This is a genomic window from Marinomonas sp., from assembly GCF_039940335.1.
In the GTDB taxonomy this organism is placed as follows: domain Bacteria; phylum Pseudomonadota; class Gammaproteobacteria; order Pseudomonadales; family Marinomonadaceae; genus Marinomonas.
This window is the reverse complement of the sequence record NZ_JBDVGW010000012.1, coordinates 311,291-328,799: the sequence shown is the minus strand read 5'-3', so window position 1 is coordinate 328,799 and position 17,509 is coordinate 311,291. Positions and strand designations below refer to the sequence as shown.

Genomic DNA, 17,509 nt, shown 5'->3' with positions numbered 1-17,509 from the left:
GATATAAAAACATTACAACAATATAATTCTTTAAGTTGTGATCACAAAGTAAAGAATTATATTGTTTGCTTAACAACCTAAACAGCAATGCATATAAAGAGAGAGCAGGTTATGCCAGGACAGGTAATGGGTGACAAAGAGTTCGATCTGTTTATAACGGACTTGAATGGTAATCTGCGCGGTAAACGCATTCCCGCATCGGGGCTCAAAGGCGTCATGCGCGATGGCGTTAAGCTTCCACAATCCGTGATCGGTTTTGATCACTGGGGTGATGATGTTGTAGAAAATGGTTTGGTTTTTGAAACCGGTGACAGTGATGGTATCTGCATGCCTGTCCACGCCACACCTATCCCTGTGCCGTGGTCCGAAACCCCACGAGATCAAATCCTAGCCATGATGTACAACCCAGATGGCAGTGCTTTCTACCCAGACCCGCGCCAGTTGTTGGCCAGTGTGGTGGAGCGCTTTAAAGCCCTTGGCTACACCCCTGTTGTTGCAACGGAACTCGAATTTTACTTGTTAGATGGCGAGTCAGAAGCCAAACAACGTCCGCAAGAACCTTTAATGACAGAAGGCAATGGACGTCGTTTAACCGATACTGATTGTTATTCCATTGAAGAAATGGACGGTTTATCTAATTTCTTTGCGGATGTAAGAGCGGCGTGTGAAGTTCAGGGTATTCCAGCAGATACGATTATTTCTGAACTCGGCCCTGGGCAGTTCGAAATCAACATGAAGCATGTAGATGACGCTTTGTTGGCCGCAGATCACGCCAATATGTTTAAGCGTTTGGTGAAAGGCGTGGCACGTAACTATGAATACGGCGCTACCTTTATGGCCAAACCTTATGCACAAAAAAGCGGTAATGGCTTCCATGTACATTTTAGCTTGCTCGATAAAGACGGTGTGAATGTGTTTGACGATGGTGGCGAAGAAGGAACGCCGTTATTGAAACACGCGGTGGCGGGTCTGCTCGACAACATGGCCGACAGCATGCTGATTTTTGCGCCGCACCTTAATTCTTATCGTCGCTTTCAGAATGGTGCTCATGCACCGACGTTCGCAAGCTGGGGATATGAAAACCGTACCGTCGCGGTGCGCATACCTGAAAGCCCAACTGTGGCTCGTCGAATCGAGCACCGTGTGGCGGGAGCGGATGCTAACCCTTATTTAGTATTAGCGGCAGTACTTGGGGCGGCACTAGATGGCATCGAGCGACAGCTTGAGCCGACCGCACCGATTGAAGGCGACGCTTATGCAGTAAGTGATGACTTCCCTATTTTGCCTAATCGTTGGGAATATGCCACTAAAGTGTTTAAGGAAAGTGCCTTTATGCAGGAGTGTTTCGGTGAGTCTTTTGTACGAGTGCTGAATGCTGTCAAAGAGCAGGAACAAGAAAGGATCTACAGTCGTATTTCTGATGTGGAATACGAAGCCTATTTATAGCGTGTTTTGGTTATCTAAATTTTTATTTATCTGGAGAATTAATAATGCAATTGAATAAAAAACTGTTATCTGTGATGTGTTCTTTGCTGGTGTCTGGCGCAGCAGTGGCAGAAGACAAGGTGCTGAATATTTACAACTGGTCTGACTATGTCGCGCCAGATGCCATCGCGAACTTTGAAAAAGAGACTGGCATCAAGGTTAACTATGATGTCTACGACAGTAACGAAGTGCTTGAAGCTAAGTTGATGGCCGGTGGTTCAGGCTACGATCTAGTTATGCCTTCTAACTCTTTCTTTGAGCGTCAGGTACAAGCAGGCATTTATCAAGAGATTGATAAATCTAAGCTAACCAATATTGCTAACTTAGATACGCAATTAGCGGATCAATTGGCTAAACATGATGCGGGCAATAAACATAACATTCCATACGCTTGGGGTACTGTGGGCATTGGCTATAACGTAGATTTGGTAAAGGAGCGTTTGGGTGATGTGGAGATCAACTCTCTAGATATGTTGTTTAAACCTGAAATAGCCGCGAAACTGGCGGATTGTGGTATTGCAGTATTGGATTCACCGGCTGAGGTGATGGCCACTGCGAATAATTATTTGGGTGAAGACCCTAATTCAGAAAAAACGGATGTCTTGAACGCCAGTGCGAAAATGCTTTCTGAAGCGCGTCCTTACTACAAATATTTTCATTCAAGCCAATATATTTCTGACCTAGCGAATGGCGAAATTTGTGTGGCATTGGGCTATAACGGCGACATTCTTCAGGCACAGGATCGCGCTGCTGAAGCCGGTCAGGGTGTAAATGTTGGCTACGTGATTCCAAAAGAAGGTGCTTTGGTGTGGTTTGATGTGATGGCGATTCCAAAGGATGCCCCACACGCAGATGCCGCCATGAAATACATAGATTACATCTTGCGCGCAGACATTGCGGCAGGCTTATCTAATTATGTTTTCTACGCAGTACCAAATACCGCTGCTGAGCCTTTGCTCGATGCTGAAGTCGTTGAAAATAAAGGTATTTATCCAACTCAAGCGGTGAAGGATAAACTCTTTATTCAGGTCGCACATACTAAGCGATTTGATCGCTCGCTAACACGTGCTTGGTCAAACATCAAAACTGGTCGTTAATGACAAGGCCCTTCGGGAGAAATCCTGAAGGGTTGCTCATTTGCCCTTGGTTATTTTAAACCCAGTAAAAAATTTGAAGCGATCGAATTCGAGCTTATAAAAAATTAAAGGTAAACCATGTCTATATCCTCAGAAACTGAAAAAGCACATCCACAAATCATTCAATCTTGGCGTGACACCAAGGCAAAGCCTTTTGTGCAAATTGAGCAGATTACCAAGAAATTTGGCGAATTTACTGCGGTGGATTCAGTGTCATTGGATATATACAAAAATGAGCTTTTCTGTCTTTTAGGTGGTTCAGGTTCAGGTAAAAGTACCTTGTTGCGTATGCTGGCAGGGTTTGAAAAACCGACCAGTGGGCGCATCCTCATTGATGGTGTCGATATGGCCAATATCGAACCATGGGAACGTCCAGTAAACATGATGTTCCAATCCTATGCTTTGTTCCCCCATTTAAATGTTGAAGCCAACGTAGCCTTTGGTTTGCGTCGCGAAGGGGTTAAGAGTCAAGAAGTGGCACAACGCGTACAGAAGATGCTGGACATGGTGCAGTTGGGCCATTTGGCAAAACGTAAACCGCACATGCTATCCGGAGGTCAACGCCAACGTGTGGCATTAGCCCGAGCCTTAATTAAACGTCCTAAGCTTTTATTGTTAGATGAGCCGTTAGGCGCGTTGGATAAAAAGTTACGGGAAGAAACACAGTTTGAATTGATTAATCTGCAAGATGAGTTAGGCATCACCTTCGTGGTGGTAACCCATGACCAAGAAGAGGCCATGACGCTTGCGACTCGCATCGGGGTAATGGATCAGGGCAATATCGCTCAGATTGCGGAGCCTCATGAAATGTACGAATACCCAGCGAACCGTTTTGTCGCTCAGTTTATTGGTAATGTGAACCTTTTTGAAGGTTCTGTGATAACCAGCGAAAAGGACAGCGTTACCATACACTCTCCAGATATGGATCAATTGATAAAAGCTCATCATGGCATTAGTTGTGTGCCGAACCAGAGTGTTTCTGTCGCTATTCGCCCGGAAAAAATGCGCATTAGCCGCGAACGCCCTGATGCTGAGTTTAACAGTCTGCCGGGGATCATCACCGATTACGCCTACATGGGCAGTCAGTCGGTCTTCAAAGTGCGTTTGACCAGTGGTAAAGAAGTTCGTGTGACCTTGCCAAACAATGCGCGAGATATGGGGGATAGACTTACTTGGGACGAGTCGGTTTATTTGTCTTGGGACATGCCTAGCAGCGTGGTATTAACGTCATGAATCTCGCTTCTTCCAATGTTGAGACGCAGTCCTTTTTGCGTCGTCAATTAAGTCGATTGCTGGCGTTTAATATAGGTCGTTTGGCCGTTATATTGACGCCAACCCTGTGGTTAGCCGTGTTTTTCTTTATCCCATTTTTGGTGGTATTTAAAATATCCCTAGCGGAATCCATGATTGCTGTACCGCCGTATTCTCCACTAGTGGAATGGAACAGTGATGAAGCTTACGCCACCCTAAAAATCACCTTGGGTAATTATTTATTTTTATTTGAGAGCCGTTTTTATCTTGATGCTTACTTGAGTTCGATTCGCATTGCGGGCATCTCAACCTTTTTCACCTTGCTGCTGGGCTTTCCGATCGCTTACTTGATCGCAAGAAGCAGTCCAATGCAACGTACTATTTTATTATCGTTAGTTATTTTGCCTTTCTGGACGTCTTTTTTGTTGCGTGTTTACGCTTGGATGGGACTGCTTAAGAAGAATGGTGTGGTGAATGAATTCCTCATGGGGTTGGGCATTATTGATCAGCCCTTGATCATGTTACAAACCGATTTTGCGGTGTACATAGGCATCGTATATACCTATTTGCCTTTCATGATCTTGCCACTTTACACCGCGCTAGAAAAAATGGATTTAACCCTACTGGAAGCCGCTAAAGATTTAGGCGCTAAGCCTTACCAAGCGTTCTTCCTAGTGACCATTCCTCAGGCCATGCCAGGTATTATTGCGGGCTGTTTGTTAGTGTTTATTCCTGCGGTAGGGGAGTTTATTATTCCAGCGCTACTAGGGGGTTCAGATACCCTTATGATAGGACGTGTTTTGTGGGATGAGTTCTTCTTGAACCGAGATTGGCCAATGGCTTCTGCCGTGGCAACCATAATGCTGATCGTGTTGGTGGGGCCAATTATGTTTATTCGTAGCCGTAGCAAGCAGGAGGAAGTGTAATGAAAAGTGGATCTCTGTTTTTAAATGGCTCAGCTTTATTTGGTTTTGTGTTTTTATACGCGCCGATCATCTCATTGATCATTTACAGCTTTAACGAGTCCAAACTAGTGACGGTGTGGAGTGGTTGGTCAATTAAGTGGTATATCGCGCTATTTGAAAACGAACAGATTATTAATGCCGCATTATTAAGTTTTAAAATCGCCGCTATCAGTGCCACCCTTGCGGCGGTGTTGGGAACCATGGCAGGGTTTGTGCTGAGTCGAATGGGGCGCTTTCGTGGTAAGACAATTTTATCCGGCTGGGTAACGGCTCCCTTGGTGATGCCAGACGTGATTACCGGTTTGTCGCTTTTGCTGTTGTTCGTTGCCATGGAATCTATGTTTGGTTGGCCAGCTGGTCGTGGTACAGGAACAATTGTTATCGCGCATACGACTTTTTGTCTTGCCTACGTAGCGGTCGTCGTGCAGTCGCGCTTATCTTCGATGGACGAAACCTTGGAAGAAGCGGCGATGGATCTGGGTGCTAAACCTTCTTCCTTGTTTTTCTTGGTGACCTTGCCCTTGATTGCTCCAGCGATTATCTCTGGGTGGTTGTTGTCCTTTACTCTATCTTTGGATGACTTGGTTATCGCCAGCTTCGTATCTGGGCCGGGTAATAGCACTCTGCCTATGGTTATTTTTTCTAAGGTACGTTTAGGGGTGTCTCCTGAAGTCAACGCGTTGGCCAGTTTAATGATATTAGTGGTCGCCATTGCGGTCATCGCTGCGATAGTGATTATGCGTCGACAAGACAAATACAAGATGCCCTAGCAACTCAAATTAAATGATTATTTAGGCAACATGGCCACTTCCCGTTAGTAGTGGTGGCCGATTTGAATAAGGTGAAATGAATGAAAGTTGGAATCTTAGCGGCGGGTATTACACCGGATAGCTTATTGCCAGAATTTGGTTCTTATGCAGGAATGTTTGTGACCTTGTTAGGGCAACAAGCGGCAGATTTTGAATTTGAAATCTTTGATGTACGTGAAGGTGTTTTCCCAACCAGTGCGGATGTTTGTGATGCGTGGTTGATTACCGGTTCTCGGTCAAATGTGTATGAAGCATTACCTTGGATGCTAACACTCAATGACCTGATCCGTGAAATTGACGCCAACAAACAACCCTTGGTGGGCATTTGTTTTGGTCATCAAATTATTGCCGATGCGCTTGGCGGTAAAGTCGCTAAGTTCGACGGGGGCTGGGGCGTCGGCATTCATCAATATCAGACAATGCCGGGCATTGCTTCGGTAGCTGGGTTAACGGAAAAGCTTACTGAATTTTCCATCTGTGCCATGCATCAAGACCAAGTGGTAGATAAGCCAAGCAGAGCGACAAGATTTGCTCAATCGAGATTTTGTGAAAACGCTGGGCTGGTTTACGATCAGCACATTGTGACCTTGCAAGGCCACCCAGAGTTTAGCAAAGCCTACGAATCGGTTTTGATCGATACCCTTAAGGGACAAAGTTTCTCAGCTCATATTGCTGAGCAAGGAGCTGAAAGTGTGGCAAGCTGTGAGCTAGATTCTCCTGTGGTAATTGCCATGTTAGCTGACTTTATTAAAGCCGCACATCAGGCTCGTATCGCCTAGCTCTCAATACCCTAGTGAATGCTGGACATAAAAATGCCCGCTAACGTTGACGTTGCGGGCATTTTTGATGGCGCATGAAAAAGTTTAAGGCGTGATAATACGATAGCCAAGTTTGCCAGTTACTTGGCCTTGCTGATCTACTGTGTTTACCGTAAAACTGGCATCGCTCTTTTCTCGATTCGGGTCGATGGAAACAATGAGTTGGCCATTAAGTAAGACTTGGTAGCTTTCACTAAAGGTCACACTGAGTGTTTCAGACAAAGGAGGATCGATAAGAAAGTTGTTATTCAAGCGAATACTTCGTTGCTCGCCCCGCACCCATTGACCGACTAAAGGTTGGGCATTGAAACCATTGTCAGGGTGCTGAATACTAATCTCTGAAAAGAAAATCTGTACATGATCGCCTTTTACCTCACTGCTTTTACGTTGTTTGGCTCGTTCAGTGAGTGCGCCTAAGGTTGCTTTGGCTTGGCTGTTGAAGGTTTGCAATTCTAGTATTTTTTGCTGTACCAAACTGTCCGTTAGTTGCTCAGTGGTTAGGTTTCTTGGTAATTCCGGTGCTTTTTCAGGGCCCATGGCGTGGAGCAATGTTTGGTGGTTTTCTACCGCAAGCTGATGCTCAGTGTTCATTTCACTGATGAGCTTTTTATCCACTAAAAGGGCTGGAGTGGTGATTAAATTGTCAGGATTTATTTGTGACGGTGTGGTGTGTATGTGATCAGCTTCAGTTGTTGGTAGTACAACCTTAGTGTCATCTACATCAGTTTGTGTGTTCTCTGTAAAAGAGCCAGAAGTAGAGTGGTCTGCTTGATTTGTGGACTGCTGCGAAGACGGGGTGGAACAGGCAGCCAGCAAAAGAGTTAACAGCAAAAGGCCAAAACGATATGACAGCATGAAATAATCCTGAGATTAATAATAAATAATACAAACGCTAAGTATGAGGTATGCGCCTTGGCATGTCGAGGTACGACACAGGGAGATAGCCCTTATTTGTTGTAAAGCTTAGAACAAATAAAGATTCATAATTGGGCTTACTAGGTTTGTTCGAAAAGAATCTATTCGTCTAGCTTTGAAACTAGGACAGGCACCCTTACCAGCCAGATATCATGCAAGGTAAGGGGTATTGGAAAAGATGCTTAGCGAAGCTGGGTTTGGTTGAATAGAATACATTCGTCTAGAGTGACGCCGGCACCACCAAAAATATCCAATGCACTGCCAATGGTAAGATCCACTCTCCCTTGGGATAGAGTATGGACTTTATTTAGATCAGCAAGGGATCGTGCACCTCCTGCGTAAGTTACTGGGACTGGGCAGTCTTGACCAAGCAAACTGACAAGCTCTTCATCGATTCCTGCTTGTAGGCCTTCTACGTCTGCAGCATGAATTAAAAATTCATCACAGTGGTTGGCCAGCTCAACTAGATTTTCTTGGTTTACCTGTGTCGAGGTAATGGTTTGCCAGCGGTCTGTAGCGATGTACCAACCATCTTGGGTACGTCGACAGCTTAGATCTAAAACGAGACGGTCAACACCAGTTTCTCGTTTAATCTTGTCGAGCCTATCCCAAGAAAACTCACCATCTTTAAATAAGTAGGAAGTAACAATGACGTGCGAAGCGCCTGCTTGTAAGTAACTCGCGGCATTATTGGCTTTTACACCACCGCCAAATTGTAGGCCGTTAGGGTAAGTACGCAATGCGCTAATGGCTTCGTCTTGGTTACCTTTGCCTAGGGCGATAACATGACCACCGGTCAAATTATGCTCGCGATACAAAGCGGCGTAATAAGCCGCATCATAATCGCTGATAAAATTTTCTTTGGCACCTTTATCATTAAGGCTGCCACCTACAATTTGTTTTACCTTGCCTTGGTGAAGATCGATACAAGGGCGAAACTGAGTCACTAAACGCTCCAAAAAAAGATGAATACAAGAGAGTCAGTGTAACCGATCCTGATGGCTTTAACGATATCTGCAAGGTGAGAAAAAGCTGTCTAAGTCGAGAATTCAAACAATGCAAGCTCCGAATGCCCGTACTAAGGAGCTCTTTGATGGTTTACTTTGTCTTGGTGATATTCAGGTGGATTATGTATTGGATGAAAGTGTTCTTAATGATCAAGTATTTATCTATAAAGCGACAGAACGGGTAAGAATGATTGGTGGACGGGTGGAAACCATATTTATGGCATTGCTTGCACCGCCAGAGCTCTAAAGAAACAAAGCCCCGAGCCTTGGCATAATTTGTTATCATAAGGGTTGATTATTATTGGCAGCCCTTATGTTACAAATCTCCAACAACGTTTCCATCCCCGAGCATGAAATCGAACTGACGGCTATTCGTGCCCAGGGCGCTGGTGGTCAGAACGTTAATAAAGTCTCTTCGGCGATACATCTAAGATTTAATGTTCATGCCTCCAGCTTGCCTGTTTTCTATAAAGAACGACTGTTGTCGTTAAAAGATACACGCCTCACTAAAGAAGGTGACATTGTTTTAAAAGCGCAACAGCACCGGACGCAAGAGCTTAATCGAGAAGATGCTTTGAATCGTTTAAAAGACTTAATTCAAGAAGCTACTAAAATGCAAAAAGCCCGTCGTGCAACTAGGCCGACTAAATCTTCTCAGCGAAAGCGCATCGAAAAGAAAAAACAAAAAGGTCAAACCAAAAACCTACGCCAAAAAGTCAGTTACTAACTCCCTCTTATTTAACAGACAGGCACCATTCCAGCCCAGGTATGATCAACGCTCTAAACTTTACCATGATTATTTCCAAATCTTTTCTATAATTAATTGCTATTCCAAGGAAGGAGAGAGTTATGGCCGTTTCAAGGAGCAAGAAAGTCTGTTTGAAAGATACCCCTTATTATCATTGTGTCTCACGTTGTGTACGACGAGCCTTTTTATGCGGAGAGGATTCGACCACCGGAGTAAGTTACGAACATCGACGTGCTTGGGTCGAAAAGCGTTTATTGTTCCTAGCAGGTATCTTTTCTATCGATGTTTGTGCCTATGCAGTGATGAGCAACCATTTACATGTTGTTCTCCATGTAGACGAAGACGCTGTTACTAACTGGTCCACATTAGAAGTACTTAACCGTTGGCATAGGTTGCATAGAGGGACTTTCTTTACACAACAATATGTTAAGGGCGAGGTATTACCAGAGCATACACTTAAACTTGTTGAAAACCTGGCAGATACTTATCGAGCTCGTCTAATGAGTATTAGTTGGTTCATGAAAGAATTGAATGAACCCATTGCTCGCAAAGCAAATAGTGAAGACAACTGCACAGGTCATTTTTGGGAAGGTCGATTCAAATCGCAAGCTTTGTTAGACGAAGCTGCCTTAATAGCTTGCATGGCTTATGTGGATTTAAACCCAGTCCGATCTAATCTCTGTCAAACTCCTGAAGACTCAGATTATACCAGTGTAAAACAACGTGCAGGCTGTGCACAAAAGTGCTATCAGCCTAAAGTCCTTTATCCTTTTGTGGGTAATTCCAGGCAAGACATGCCCAGTGGTTTGCCTTTTAGTTTACTGGATTATCTAGAGCTTCTAGATATGACAGGGAGGATATTGAAAGATGGGAAGGCTGGATCTATCAATATTGAACTCATGCCAATTTTGACGCGACTCAACATATCATCAGAAAACTGGCTGTCGATCGCCACAAAGTTTGAAGAACGAACAGGGAGTGTGGTCGGTCAAGAAAGATCAGTTAATCATTATTGCCAATGTCACCATAAACGACGAAAGGCTAGTCCAAAGAGTTGTCAATTGTTCGCTTAGCAAAATAGAAAGCAACCTAGAATCTTAGAGCTACTTATTATTGGTAATCGATGCCAAGTCGAGCTTTTATTGCGCTTTCATTTCAGTAAATTCCTTATTAATTCTTCTTTTTCATACAAATAACTCCACTTGAGTCTTTCGTTCCATTAAGCAACTGCCTTCTTTCTGTGAGAAGAGTGTGCGTCTGAAATTTTATGTGGAAATAAAGGTGCCTGTCCTTGTTAGATGTTAGTAAGGATAGGTGGGTATAAAGGTGTGTGTCCTAGTTAATTGGATGTCGTGGAGGGCGCTATTTTGTTTGTAAGCGCTTTGTTTGATCTAGGTCAATAAACGTAAATGAGACGATGACTTTATATAAGTTGTTGATTTTTAGGGTTTTATTTATTCTTCTTGTTTGTTTGTTTTGGGGCTCAATTTTTCTTGATCTACAAAATTGACACAGGGCAATGTTCTGTTCGATGCCTTCACAGATAATCCACGCTCATAGTAGGCCTTGATGTTAAGGCTACGGTGAGGCGCTGTACAAAAAGAGCATTGTATGAAAAAGATGTCTGATGTCGCCTTTGTCTCAATCAAATGTATGGGTTGAAGTCATTATGATAAATGAAGCGGTCGTGGACCTCTCGCGGTTACAGTTTGCGTTAACGGTGATGTATCACTTTTTGTTTGTTCCTCTCACGCTAGGTATGGCGTTTTTGCTGGCGATTATGGAGTCCGTCTATGTAATCACTGGCAAGCAGGTTTACAAGGACATGGTGAAGTTCTGGGGCAAGTTGTTTGGTATTAACTTTGCGCTTGGGGTGACCACAGGCCTTACCATGGAGTTTCAGTTTGGTATGAACTGGTCGTATTTCTCGCACTATGTGGGGGATATTTTCGGCGCACCTTTGGCGATTGAAGGACTAATGGCTTTCTTCCTTGAATCAACTCTAGTGGGTTTGTTCTTCTTTGGTTGGGACAGGCTCAGCAAGGTGAAGCATCTGATGGTGACTTGGGGGGTAGCGTTAGGCTCCAATTTATCCGCCTTGTGGATTTTGATCGCCAATGGCTGGATGCAAAATCCTGTTGGCTCAGAGTTTAATTATGAAACCATGCGTATGGAGCTGGTGGATTTTGGCGCTCTGATATTGAACCCAGTGGCGCAAGTTAAGTTTGTCCATACGGTTTCAGCCGGTTACACCACAGGGGCGATGTTTGTATTGGTGGTGTCCAGCTATTATCTTCTTAAAGGTCGTGATTTGGCCTTCGCGCGTCGCTCTTTCGCCATTGCTTCGGCGTTTGGTCTGGCGTCTGTGTTAAGTGTAATTATCTTGGGCGATGAGTCTGGCTACGAGTTGGGCGAGGTGCAAAAGGTTAAGTTAGCCGCGGTTGAAGCTGAGTGGGAAACCCATGAAGCCCCTGCGCCATTCACCATCATTGGTTTCCCTAACCAAGAGTTAGAAGAAACAGAATACGCGTTACGGGTCCCAGGGCTTATGGGTCTGATCGCTACCCGTTCGTTAACAGAAGAGGTGACAGGGCTTAAAGAACTAAAAGAACATAATCGTCAACGTATCATCAACGGTATTTATGCCAATCAACTGTTGGAAAAAATACGTTCAGGTGCGGCGGATGACTTAGTGATTGCCAACTTTGAAAAAGTGAAGGGTGATCTAGGTTATGGGCTATTGGTGACGGCCTACAATACAGATTTTAATCAAATCACAGCAGAGCAAATCGATCAGGCGGTAGATTATTCTATCCCGCAAGTCGCGCCTTTGTTCTTCTCGTTCCGTGTCATGGTTGCTTGTGGCTTCATTATGCTGGTGGTGTTTGCCGCCGCCTTTTATCAAAACGCTCGCCGCCGTATCGGTCAAAATCCTTTGTTTCTTAAGGTTATTATGTTGTGTTTACCACTGCCTTGGATTGCTTGTGAAACAGGTTGGTTCGTTGCGGAATACGGTCGTCAACCTTGGGCCATTGGTGAGATCCTTCCTGTTCATGCGGCGGTTTCAAATCTCACTGCAGGTCAAATCTGGACCACCATGAGTATCATGACAGCACTTTATACCGTGTTCCTTATTGCCGAATTGTACCTAATGATACGTTTCTCTAAGCAAGGCCCATCAAGTTTGCATACGGGCCGTTACGCATTAGAAAAAGAAACTGCTCAGCTAAATGCGAAGACAGAGGTGTAACATGGATTACGAATTTTTAAAGTTAATTTGGTGGGTGCTAGTCGGGGTATTACTGATTGGCTTTGCAGTGACCGATGGCTTCGACATGGGGGTTGGTAGCCTGTTGAAAGTGATAGGTCACAGTGACCACGAGCGCCGTATAATGATCAACTCGATCGCTCCTCACTGGGATGGTAATCAGGTTTGGTTTATTACCGCAGGTGGTGCTTTGTTTGCCGCTTGGCCTATGGTGTATGCCGCATCTTTCTCTGGCTTTTATATGGCCATGATGCTGGTGTTGGCGGCACTGTTTTTCCGTCCAATTGGATTTGACTACCGTTCAAAATTAGAAGGAAGCACTTGGCGTAACGCTTGGGATTGGGGCATTGTTTTTGGCTCCGCTGTGCCACCTATCGTGTTTGGTGTCGCCTTTGGTAATTTGCTTCAAGGGGTGCCATTTGAATTCGACAATTACCTACGCATGACCTACACAGGTTCTTTCTTTGCGCTGTTGAACCCGTTCGCAATTTTATGTGGTTTGGTGAGTTTGCTAATGCTGGTGACTCAAGGGGGCGCGTGGTTGCAAATGAAAACTGAAGGGGACTTACAGCGTAAAGCTTCTAAGGCCACTTCCATCAGTGGAGGCTTAACTCTGCTGTTGTTTATTGCGGCGGGTATTTGGTTAGCAAAAGGGATCGATGGCTATGTTATTACCAGTCAAATTGATGGTAATCAGGTACTTAACCCCTTGATGAAGACGGCTGAAACGCAAGCAGGCGCTTGGTTAACCAATTATGATAAATATCCTCTGTTGATGTTAGCGCCGATCCTTGGGGTTTTAGGCATGCTTATGTCCGTGTTTGTGAAGCAAGGTGTGTTGCCATTCTTAAGCTCTTCCATTGGTATTGCTGGCATTATCGTCACTGCAGGGGGCTCAATGTTCCCATTTTTGATGCCTTCATCTACTCACCCAAGCATGAGCTTAACCATGTGGGATGCCACCTCCAGCGAAAACACTCTATCCATTATGTTTGTGGTGGCCTGTGTGTTTGTGCCGATTGTGCTGAGTTACACCCTTTGGAGCTATTTCGTGATGTATGGTCGCTTAAATAAAGCGGATATCGAAAATAACCAGCACTCACTTTATTAATCAATATGTATAGGACGCATGGTGGCTCATGGCCGCCCTGCAGGAGGAACACTATGTGGTATTTTGCTTGGATTTTAGGCATTTTGTTGGCTTGCTCATTCGGTATTATCAATGCCGTGTGGTTGGAATTTAGCGGTTATGAAGGGGAAGAAGAACAGTCCTAACTCATTCCAAAAAAAAGGTTGTCACCATGCTAAGAAAGCAACGCAGCAAAGCAACTAAGGCACGCCGAGAAAAGTCTTTAGAAGGGCAGTTTTTGTCCTCATTAGCGCTTTCTCAGCAGCGTCGTTACCTTTGGGTGAAAGTCTTTGGGGTTCTGTTTACTTTAGCTCTTATTGTACAGGCTTGGATGCTGGCTCAGGTATTTGCCGAACTTGCTCTGCAACAACGTTTTAGCATGGTGTTTTTAGGTGTGGCTTTATTGGCGATGCTGGTGCGTGGCTTGAGCGGTTTTGTCCGTGATGGGCTTAGCGCTGCCGCCAGTCGAGAGATACGCTATACGCTGCGAGCGAGACTGATAACAACACTTACGGCCCTTGGTCCTGCACGCTTAAACATTGATGAAGATGGCGGCTTATCTACTCGTATCTATGAGCAGGTCGACGCCTTAGACGATTATTTCAGCCGTTATCTGCCGCAAGTGTTTATGGTGAGCTTTATTCCATGCGCCATTTTAGTAACTGTGTTGCCCGTATCATGGGTCGCGTTTGTTATTTTTATGGTGACGGCACCACTGGTCATCGTTTTTATGATTTTTGTCGGTCATAAAGCGGCGCAAGCTAATCGTAAGCAATTTTCGGTGTTGTCCATGTTGTCCAATCAATTTATGGATTTGAATCAGGGGCTGGCCGAGCTCAAACGCCTACAACAATGTGAACAAGCTAAGCAACGCTTGTCGGTCAGTGCCAGCGCCTATCAGCACACCACAATGAAGGTGCTACGGTTAGCTTTTCTATCTACCGCCACGCTAGAGCTGTTTGCTTCTTTAGCGATTGCCATGGTGGCCTTGTATTTAGGGCTGGGTTTATTAGAAGCTTTGCCTTGGCAGTTAGGGTCATCGCCAGTCACTTTGACGCAAGCCATGTTCTTGCTGCTACTCGCCCCAGAATTTTATTTACCTTTGCGCCAATTAGGTAATGACTATCATGCCAAGCAAAAAGCCGAGGCCGCCGCTACAGACTTGATGGAAATTAGCCAATTCACTGAAAAAACAACTCTAGAACAAGCCGCCCCTTGGGCAGAAAAGTCTATGGGATATAAGCAAGCAAACCAGCAAGGGGGCGACAGCCTGATAAGTTTTGAGGGCTTTGCTTGGCAAGAGTCTAATCGAACCCGCCTCGGAGAAATAAACGCAGAGTTAGGCATAGGTGAACGAGTTTGGCTAAGTGGTGAATCTGGGGTAGGAAAGTCGAGCTTATTACATGTGCTGCTAGGATTTGAAAAAGGTTACAGCGGCCATCTAGCTGTCGCAGGAGAGGACTTTCGTCAGTTAGATCTGAAGGCTTGGCGACAGCGTTTGGCTTGGTTGCCTCAACAGCCTGAATGGGTAAACGGCAGTATTCGTCGTAACCTTCTTCTGGGCATAGAGGAGGCTTGCCAAGAGGATGTCGAACAAGCCCTAAAAGACAGTCAATGTGCTGAGTTTATTCAGACCCTACCTGATGGCTTGGACACTAAGTTAAATGAAATGGGGGGCGGCTTATCGGGTGGCCAAATGCAGCGTTTAGCCATAGCACGTGCTTTGTTGTCCAAAGCGGATGTTTGGCTACTGGACGAGCCTTGTTCTGGTTTGGATGCGGACACCGCCAAGGCTGTTTTAGCCACCTTAGAGAAAGCATCAAAAGGCAAAACCATGTTGCTGATCAGTCATGATACTCACCCAATACCTTGGGCTGATCGCCATTGGCAGCTAAACAAAGGAGGCCTGTATGAAGCAGAGCAGCAAGCTATCGCTTAAAAGCGTCATTTTGGCTCAGCCTATGAGTTTTATTGTGCCTGTCCTGCTTGGGGCCATTGCTAGTTTAGCGGCGGTGGTATTACTGGGCTTGTCTGGCTGGTTTATCAGTGCGGCAGGGCTGGCTACTGCGTTGGGGCTGGCTCTGGTGTTTAATTATCTAACCCCAGGGGCGATTGTGCGCCTTATGGCAATATTACGCACCGCTGGGCGCTATGGTGAGCAAGTTACAGCCCATAATCATCTTTTAGGCCTATTGCGAACGCTTAGATTATGGGTTTGGGAACAAAGGGTAAACCAAGCTTCGGCGGATCAAAGCCAACAAGCAAAAGGAGATCTACTTCAGCGCTTAGTAAGTGACCTTGACCTGATTATTCGTTGGCCACTGGCGGTTTTCCTACCTTGGTTATACGCCAGCTTGGCCTACCTTGGAGTAATGGTATTTGCCAGTTTGATTGATCCAATCCTTATCTGGCCTTTGTTATGCGGGGCTTTTTGTCACTTGATTGCATTGCCTTATATCGCAGGGAGGCAGGCACGTCGCGCTGTTCACATAGGGCAAATTTTGGGCACCCATAGACGCAGTCGTTTCATTAGTTTTTTCTCTGCTCTGGTGACGTTGACGATTCGTGGTCACTGGCAAGATTATGGCGCTAGGTTAAAAGAGCTCGATGTTAGACAGCAAAATATGGAGGCGAGAATCCAAAAGGCCACTACTACTGGCCGATTAGCGGCTTATATAGTAACCATCGGACTTTTATTTAGCTGTTTATATCTGCTGTCCGTTTGGCAAAATGGACGTTTCTATTTAAATGAAGGGGTTCAAGGGCCTTGGCTGGTTGGCTTTGTTTTATCCATCCTTGCTGTCAACGAATTAGTCTTGCCGCTGATTCAGTGCTTTGTTTCGCAAGGGCAGTCTCAGGTGGGCATAAAACGTTTGAATCAATTGTGCCAAGATCATGAGCTAAAAGATCAGCCCTTATCAGCAAAGGTTGAGACAATCGAACTTCAGCAGTGGCGAGGCTTCCATGACGCTACAGGCTTGGGTAATGAGCCCTTAACGATGCAAGTAAAAAGAGGCGATTGCTGGTGGCTAAAAGGAAAGAGTGGTGCAGGTAAGTCGACGTTTTTAGCAGCTTTGGCAGGTGACTGTCTGTCTAAAGGTGAAGCTTTATTAAATGGGCAGACTATCGACTTTTATCAGCACCAAGGCGCTCGCCAAGTGATCAGCTACTTACCCCAATCCCCCTACGTTTTCCAGCAAAGCATTGGAGCGAATTTATTACTGGGCAACTCTAAAGCGACAGAAGAGGAATTGTGGGCAGTATTAGACGCTGTGGCATTGGCTGATTGGGTAAAAACGTTACCCAATGGATTGAATACCCTATTAGCGCCTCAAGGTAGGGATTTATCGGGTGGTCAAGGCAGACGTTTAGTACTGGCGCGTTTATTACTGAGAAAAGCACCCGTGTTATTACTCGATGAGCCTTTTGATGGCTTGGATAAACAAACGATTGCCCATATAAGTCATCACCTCATGGGGGACTTTAAGCCAGATATCTTGTTACTCGTTAGTCATGTTTCGAGCCCTTTGGGGGAGCAAGCTAAGGTAGTAACCTTATCCAGTGACTCCTAGAGAGCACCGCCTAAGGCAGAGAGATCTAGACTGCAAAGTTTTGAAATACCTTTTGTCATTTATTTTCTCTACAATACAGCCTGTTTGATTTTTTAGGACATGGCATGGCTCACAAAGAAATTGTTTATGTGAAGGTAGCAAATCCTGGCAGTACTGCAGGCGGAATAGCGAGTTTATTTGCTGTCTTAGGCATTTTTACCCTTGGGGTGGTGTTTGTTCCATTGGCCGCCGTGATTGCTTTAGTGGGCAGCGTGATGGCGATAATGCATCTAAATATTACTGGTATGGCGATGAACGCTCTAGCATGGTTTTTAGTCATTATCGGTATTCTTACCTCTCCAATGCTGCTGGCTTTTTTCTTCGCCATACTCAGTGCTCTGCATATCCAATACACCTAACAGAACAG

17 protein-coding genes are annotated in these 17,509 nt (G+C 45.1%); 15 read left to right on the top strand and 2 right to left on the bottom strand.

Annotation, left to right across the window (positions count from 1 at the left end):
• Nucleotides 1-111 precede the first annotated feature (111 nt).
• From ABJF92_RS08945 to ABJF92_RS08920, 6 genes are all read left to right on the top strand, one after another.
• Nucleotides 112-1,446, top strand: a complete 1,335-nt coding sequence (locus tag ABJF92_RS08945; RefSeq protein ID WP_446815445.1) for a glutamine synthetase family protein — start codon at nt 112-114, stop codon at nt 1,444-1,446.
• A gap of 44 nt (nt 1,447-1,490) precedes the next feature.
• Entirely contained in the window at nt 1,491-2,582 is a 1,092-nt protein-coding gene (locus tag ABJF92_RS08940; protein ID WP_446815444.1) for a polyamine ABC transporter substrate-binding protein, read from the top strand.
• A gap of 117 nt (nt 2,583-2,699) precedes the next feature.
• A complete protein-coding gene (locus ABJF92_RS08935) occupies nt 2,700-3,854 on the top strand; it encodes an ABC transporter ATP-binding protein (RefSeq protein WP_446815443.1) in 1,155 nt (384 codons plus the stop codon).
• Nucleotides 3,851-4,798, top strand: coding sequence for an ABC transporter permease subunit (locus ABJF92_RS08930; RefSeq protein WP_446815442.1), 948 nt, complete (start codon nt 3,851-3,853; stop codon nt 4,796-4,798). Before ABJF92_RS08935 ends, ABJF92_RS08930 begins: the two co-directional genes overlap by 4 nt.
• Nucleotides 4,798-5,607: an ABC transporter permease subunit gene (locus ABJF92_RS08925; protein ID WP_446815441.1), complete on the top strand. Its 810-nt coding sequence runs from the start codon at nt 4,798-4,800 to the stop codon at nt 5,605-5,607. The genes ABJF92_RS08930 and ABJF92_RS08925 overlap by 1 nt, the downstream gene beginning before the upstream one ends.
• An 80-nt stretch (nt 5,608-5,687) precedes the next feature.
• Nucleotides 5,688-6,425, top strand: coding sequence for a glutamine amidotransferase-related protein (locus tag ABJF92_RS08920; RefSeq protein ID WP_446815440.1), 738 nt, complete (start codon nt 5,688-5,690; stop codon nt 6,423-6,425).
• Between the two features lie 84 nt (nt 6,426-6,509).
• Here the strand turns inward: ABJF92_RS08920 and ABJF92_RS08915 are convergent, their stop codons facing one another.
• Both ABJF92_RS08915 and hisA read right to left on the bottom strand, forming a co-directional pair.
• Entirely contained in the window at nt 6,510-7,319 is an 810-nt protein-coding gene (locus ABJF92_RS08915) for a hypothetical protein (protein ID WP_446815439.1), read from the bottom strand.
• A gap of 242 nt (nt 7,320-7,561) precedes the next feature.
• Entirely contained in the window at nt 7,562-8,326 is a 765-nt protein-coding gene (hisA, locus tag ABJF92_RS08910; RefSeq protein WP_446815438.1) for a phosphoribosylformimino-5-aminoimidazole carboxamide ribotide isomerase, read from the bottom strand.
• Nucleotides 8,327-8,435: 109 nt separating this feature from the next.
• Here hisA and ABJF92_RS08905 point away from each other — a divergent pair, with 109 nt between their 5' ends.
• From ABJF92_RS08905 to ABJF92_RS08865, 9 genes are all read left to right on the top strand, one after another.
• Nucleotides 8,436-8,633: a hypothetical protein gene (locus ABJF92_RS08905; RefSeq protein WP_446815437.1), complete on the top strand. Its 198-nt coding sequence runs from the start codon at nt 8,436-8,438 to the stop codon at nt 8,631-8,633.
• Nucleotides 8,634-8,699: 66 nt separating this feature from the next.
• Nucleotides 8,700-9,113 carry an alternative ribosome rescue aminoacyl-tRNA hydrolase ArfB gene (gene arfB / locus ABJF92_RS08900; protein WP_446815436.1) on the top strand — a complete coding sequence of 138 codons (414 nt, stop codon included), beginning with the start codon at nt 8,700-8,702 and terminating at the stop codon, nt 9,111-9,113.
• Between the two features lie 122 nt (nt 9,114-9,235).
• Nucleotides 9,236-10,207, top strand: coding sequence for a transposase (locus tag ABJF92_RS08895; protein ID WP_446815435.1), 972 nt, complete (start codon nt 9,236-9,238; stop codon nt 10,205-10,207).
• A gap of 596 nt (nt 10,208-10,803) precedes the next feature.
• The gene (locus ABJF92_RS08890; RefSeq protein WP_446815592.1) at nt 10,804-12,384 is read left to right on the top strand and encodes a cytochrome ubiquinol oxidase subunit I; all 1,581 of its coding nucleotides are present in this window, start codon (nt 10,804-10,806) and stop codon (nt 12,382-12,384) included.
• A 1-nt stretch (nt 12,385) separates the two neighbouring features.
• A complete protein-coding gene (gene cydB, locus ABJF92_RS08885; RefSeq protein WP_446815434.1) occupies nt 12,386-13,513 on the top strand; it encodes a cytochrome d ubiquinol oxidase subunit II in 1,128 nt (375 codons plus the stop codon).
• Nucleotides 13,514-13,566: 53 nt separating this feature from the next.
• Entirely contained in the window at nt 13,567-13,677 is a 111-nt protein-coding gene (cydX, locus tag ABJF92_RS08880) for a cytochrome bd-I oxidase subunit CydX (protein ID WP_446815433.1), read from the top strand.
• Between the two features lie 26 nt (nt 13,678-13,703).
• Nucleotides 13,704-15,470 carry a thiol reductant ABC exporter subunit CydD gene (cydD, locus tag ABJF92_RS08875; protein ID WP_446815432.1) on the top strand — a complete coding sequence of 589 codons (1,767 nt, stop codon included), beginning with the start codon at nt 13,704-13,706 and terminating at the stop codon, nt 15,468-15,470.
• Complete coding sequence (locus tag ABJF92_RS08870; RefSeq protein ID WP_446815431.1) at nt 15,442-17,103, top strand: amino acid ABC transporter ATP-binding/permease protein; 1,662 nt, start codon at nt 15,442-15,444, stop codon at nt 17,101-17,103. The genes cydD and ABJF92_RS08870 overlap by 29 nt, the downstream gene beginning before the upstream one ends.
• Nucleotides 17,104-17,207: 104 nt before the next feature.
• Nucleotides 17,208-17,501 (top strand): hypothetical protein, encoded by a 294-nt coding sequence (locus tag ABJF92_RS08865; protein WP_446815430.1) that lies wholly within the window; start codon nt 17,208-17,210, stop codon nt 17,499-17,501.
• The last annotated feature ends 8 nt before the right edge of the window (nt 17,502-17,509 follow it).

Coding starts and splice junctions, on each gene's coding strand:
- ABJF92_RS08945 (WP_446815445.1), top strand. CDS start 112: ATGCCAGGACAGGTAATGGGTGACAAAGAGTTCGATCTGTTTATAACG.
- ABJF92_RS08940 (WP_446815444.1), top strand. CDS start 1,491: ATGCAATTGAATAAAAAACTGTTATCTGTGATGTGTTCTTTGCTGGTG.
- ABJF92_RS08935 (WP_446815443.1), top strand. CDS start 2,700: ATGTCTATATCCTCAGAAACTGAAAAAGCACATCCACAAATCATTCAA.
- ABJF92_RS08930 (WP_446815442.1), top strand. CDS start 3,851: ATGAATCTCGCTTCTTCCAATGTTGAGACGCAGTCCTTTTTGCGTCGT.
- ABJF92_RS08925 (WP_446815441.1), top strand. CDS start 4,798: ATGAAAAGTGGATCTCTGTTTTTAAATGGCTCAGCTTTATTTGGTTTT.
- ABJF92_RS08920 (WP_446815440.1), top strand. CDS start 5,688: ATGAAAGTTGGAATCTTAGCGGCGGGTATTACACCGGATAGCTTATTG.
- ABJF92_RS08915 (WP_446815439.1), bottom strand. CDS start 7,319: ATGCTGTCATATCGTTTTGGCCTTTTGCTGTTAACTCTTTTGCTGGCT.
- ABJF92_RS08905 (WP_446815437.1), top strand. CDS start 8,436: ATGCAAGCTCCGAATGCCCGTACTAAGGAGCTCTTTGATGGTTTACTT.
- arfB (WP_446815436.1), top strand. CDS start 8,700: ATGTTACAAATCTCCAACAACGTTTCCATCCCCGAGCATGAAATCGAA.
- ABJF92_RS08895 (WP_446815435.1), top strand. CDS start 9,236: ATGGCCGTTTCAAGGAGCAAGAAAGTCTGTTTGAAAGATACCCCTTAT.
- ABJF92_RS08890 (WP_446815592.1), top strand. CDS start 10,804: ATGATAAATGAAGCGGTCGTGGACCTCTCGCGGTTACAGTTTGCGTTA.
- cydB (WP_446815434.1), top strand. CDS start 12,386: ATGGATTACGAATTTTTAAAGTTAATTTGGTGGGTGCTAGTCGGGGTA.
- cydX (WP_446815433.1), top strand. CDS start 13,567: ATGTGGTATTTTGCTTGGATTTTAGGCATTTTGTTGGCTTGCTCATTC.
- cydD (WP_446815432.1), top strand. CDS start 13,704: ATGCTAAGAAAGCAACGCAGCAAAGCAACTAAGGCACGCCGAGAAAAG.
- ABJF92_RS08870 (WP_446815431.1), top strand. CDS start 15,442: ATGAAGCAGAGCAGCAAGCTATCGCTTAAAAGCGTCATTTTGGCTCAG.
- ABJF92_RS08865 (WP_446815430.1), top strand. CDS start 17,208: ATGGCTCACAAAGAAATTGTTTATGTGAAGGTAGCAAATCCTGGCAGT.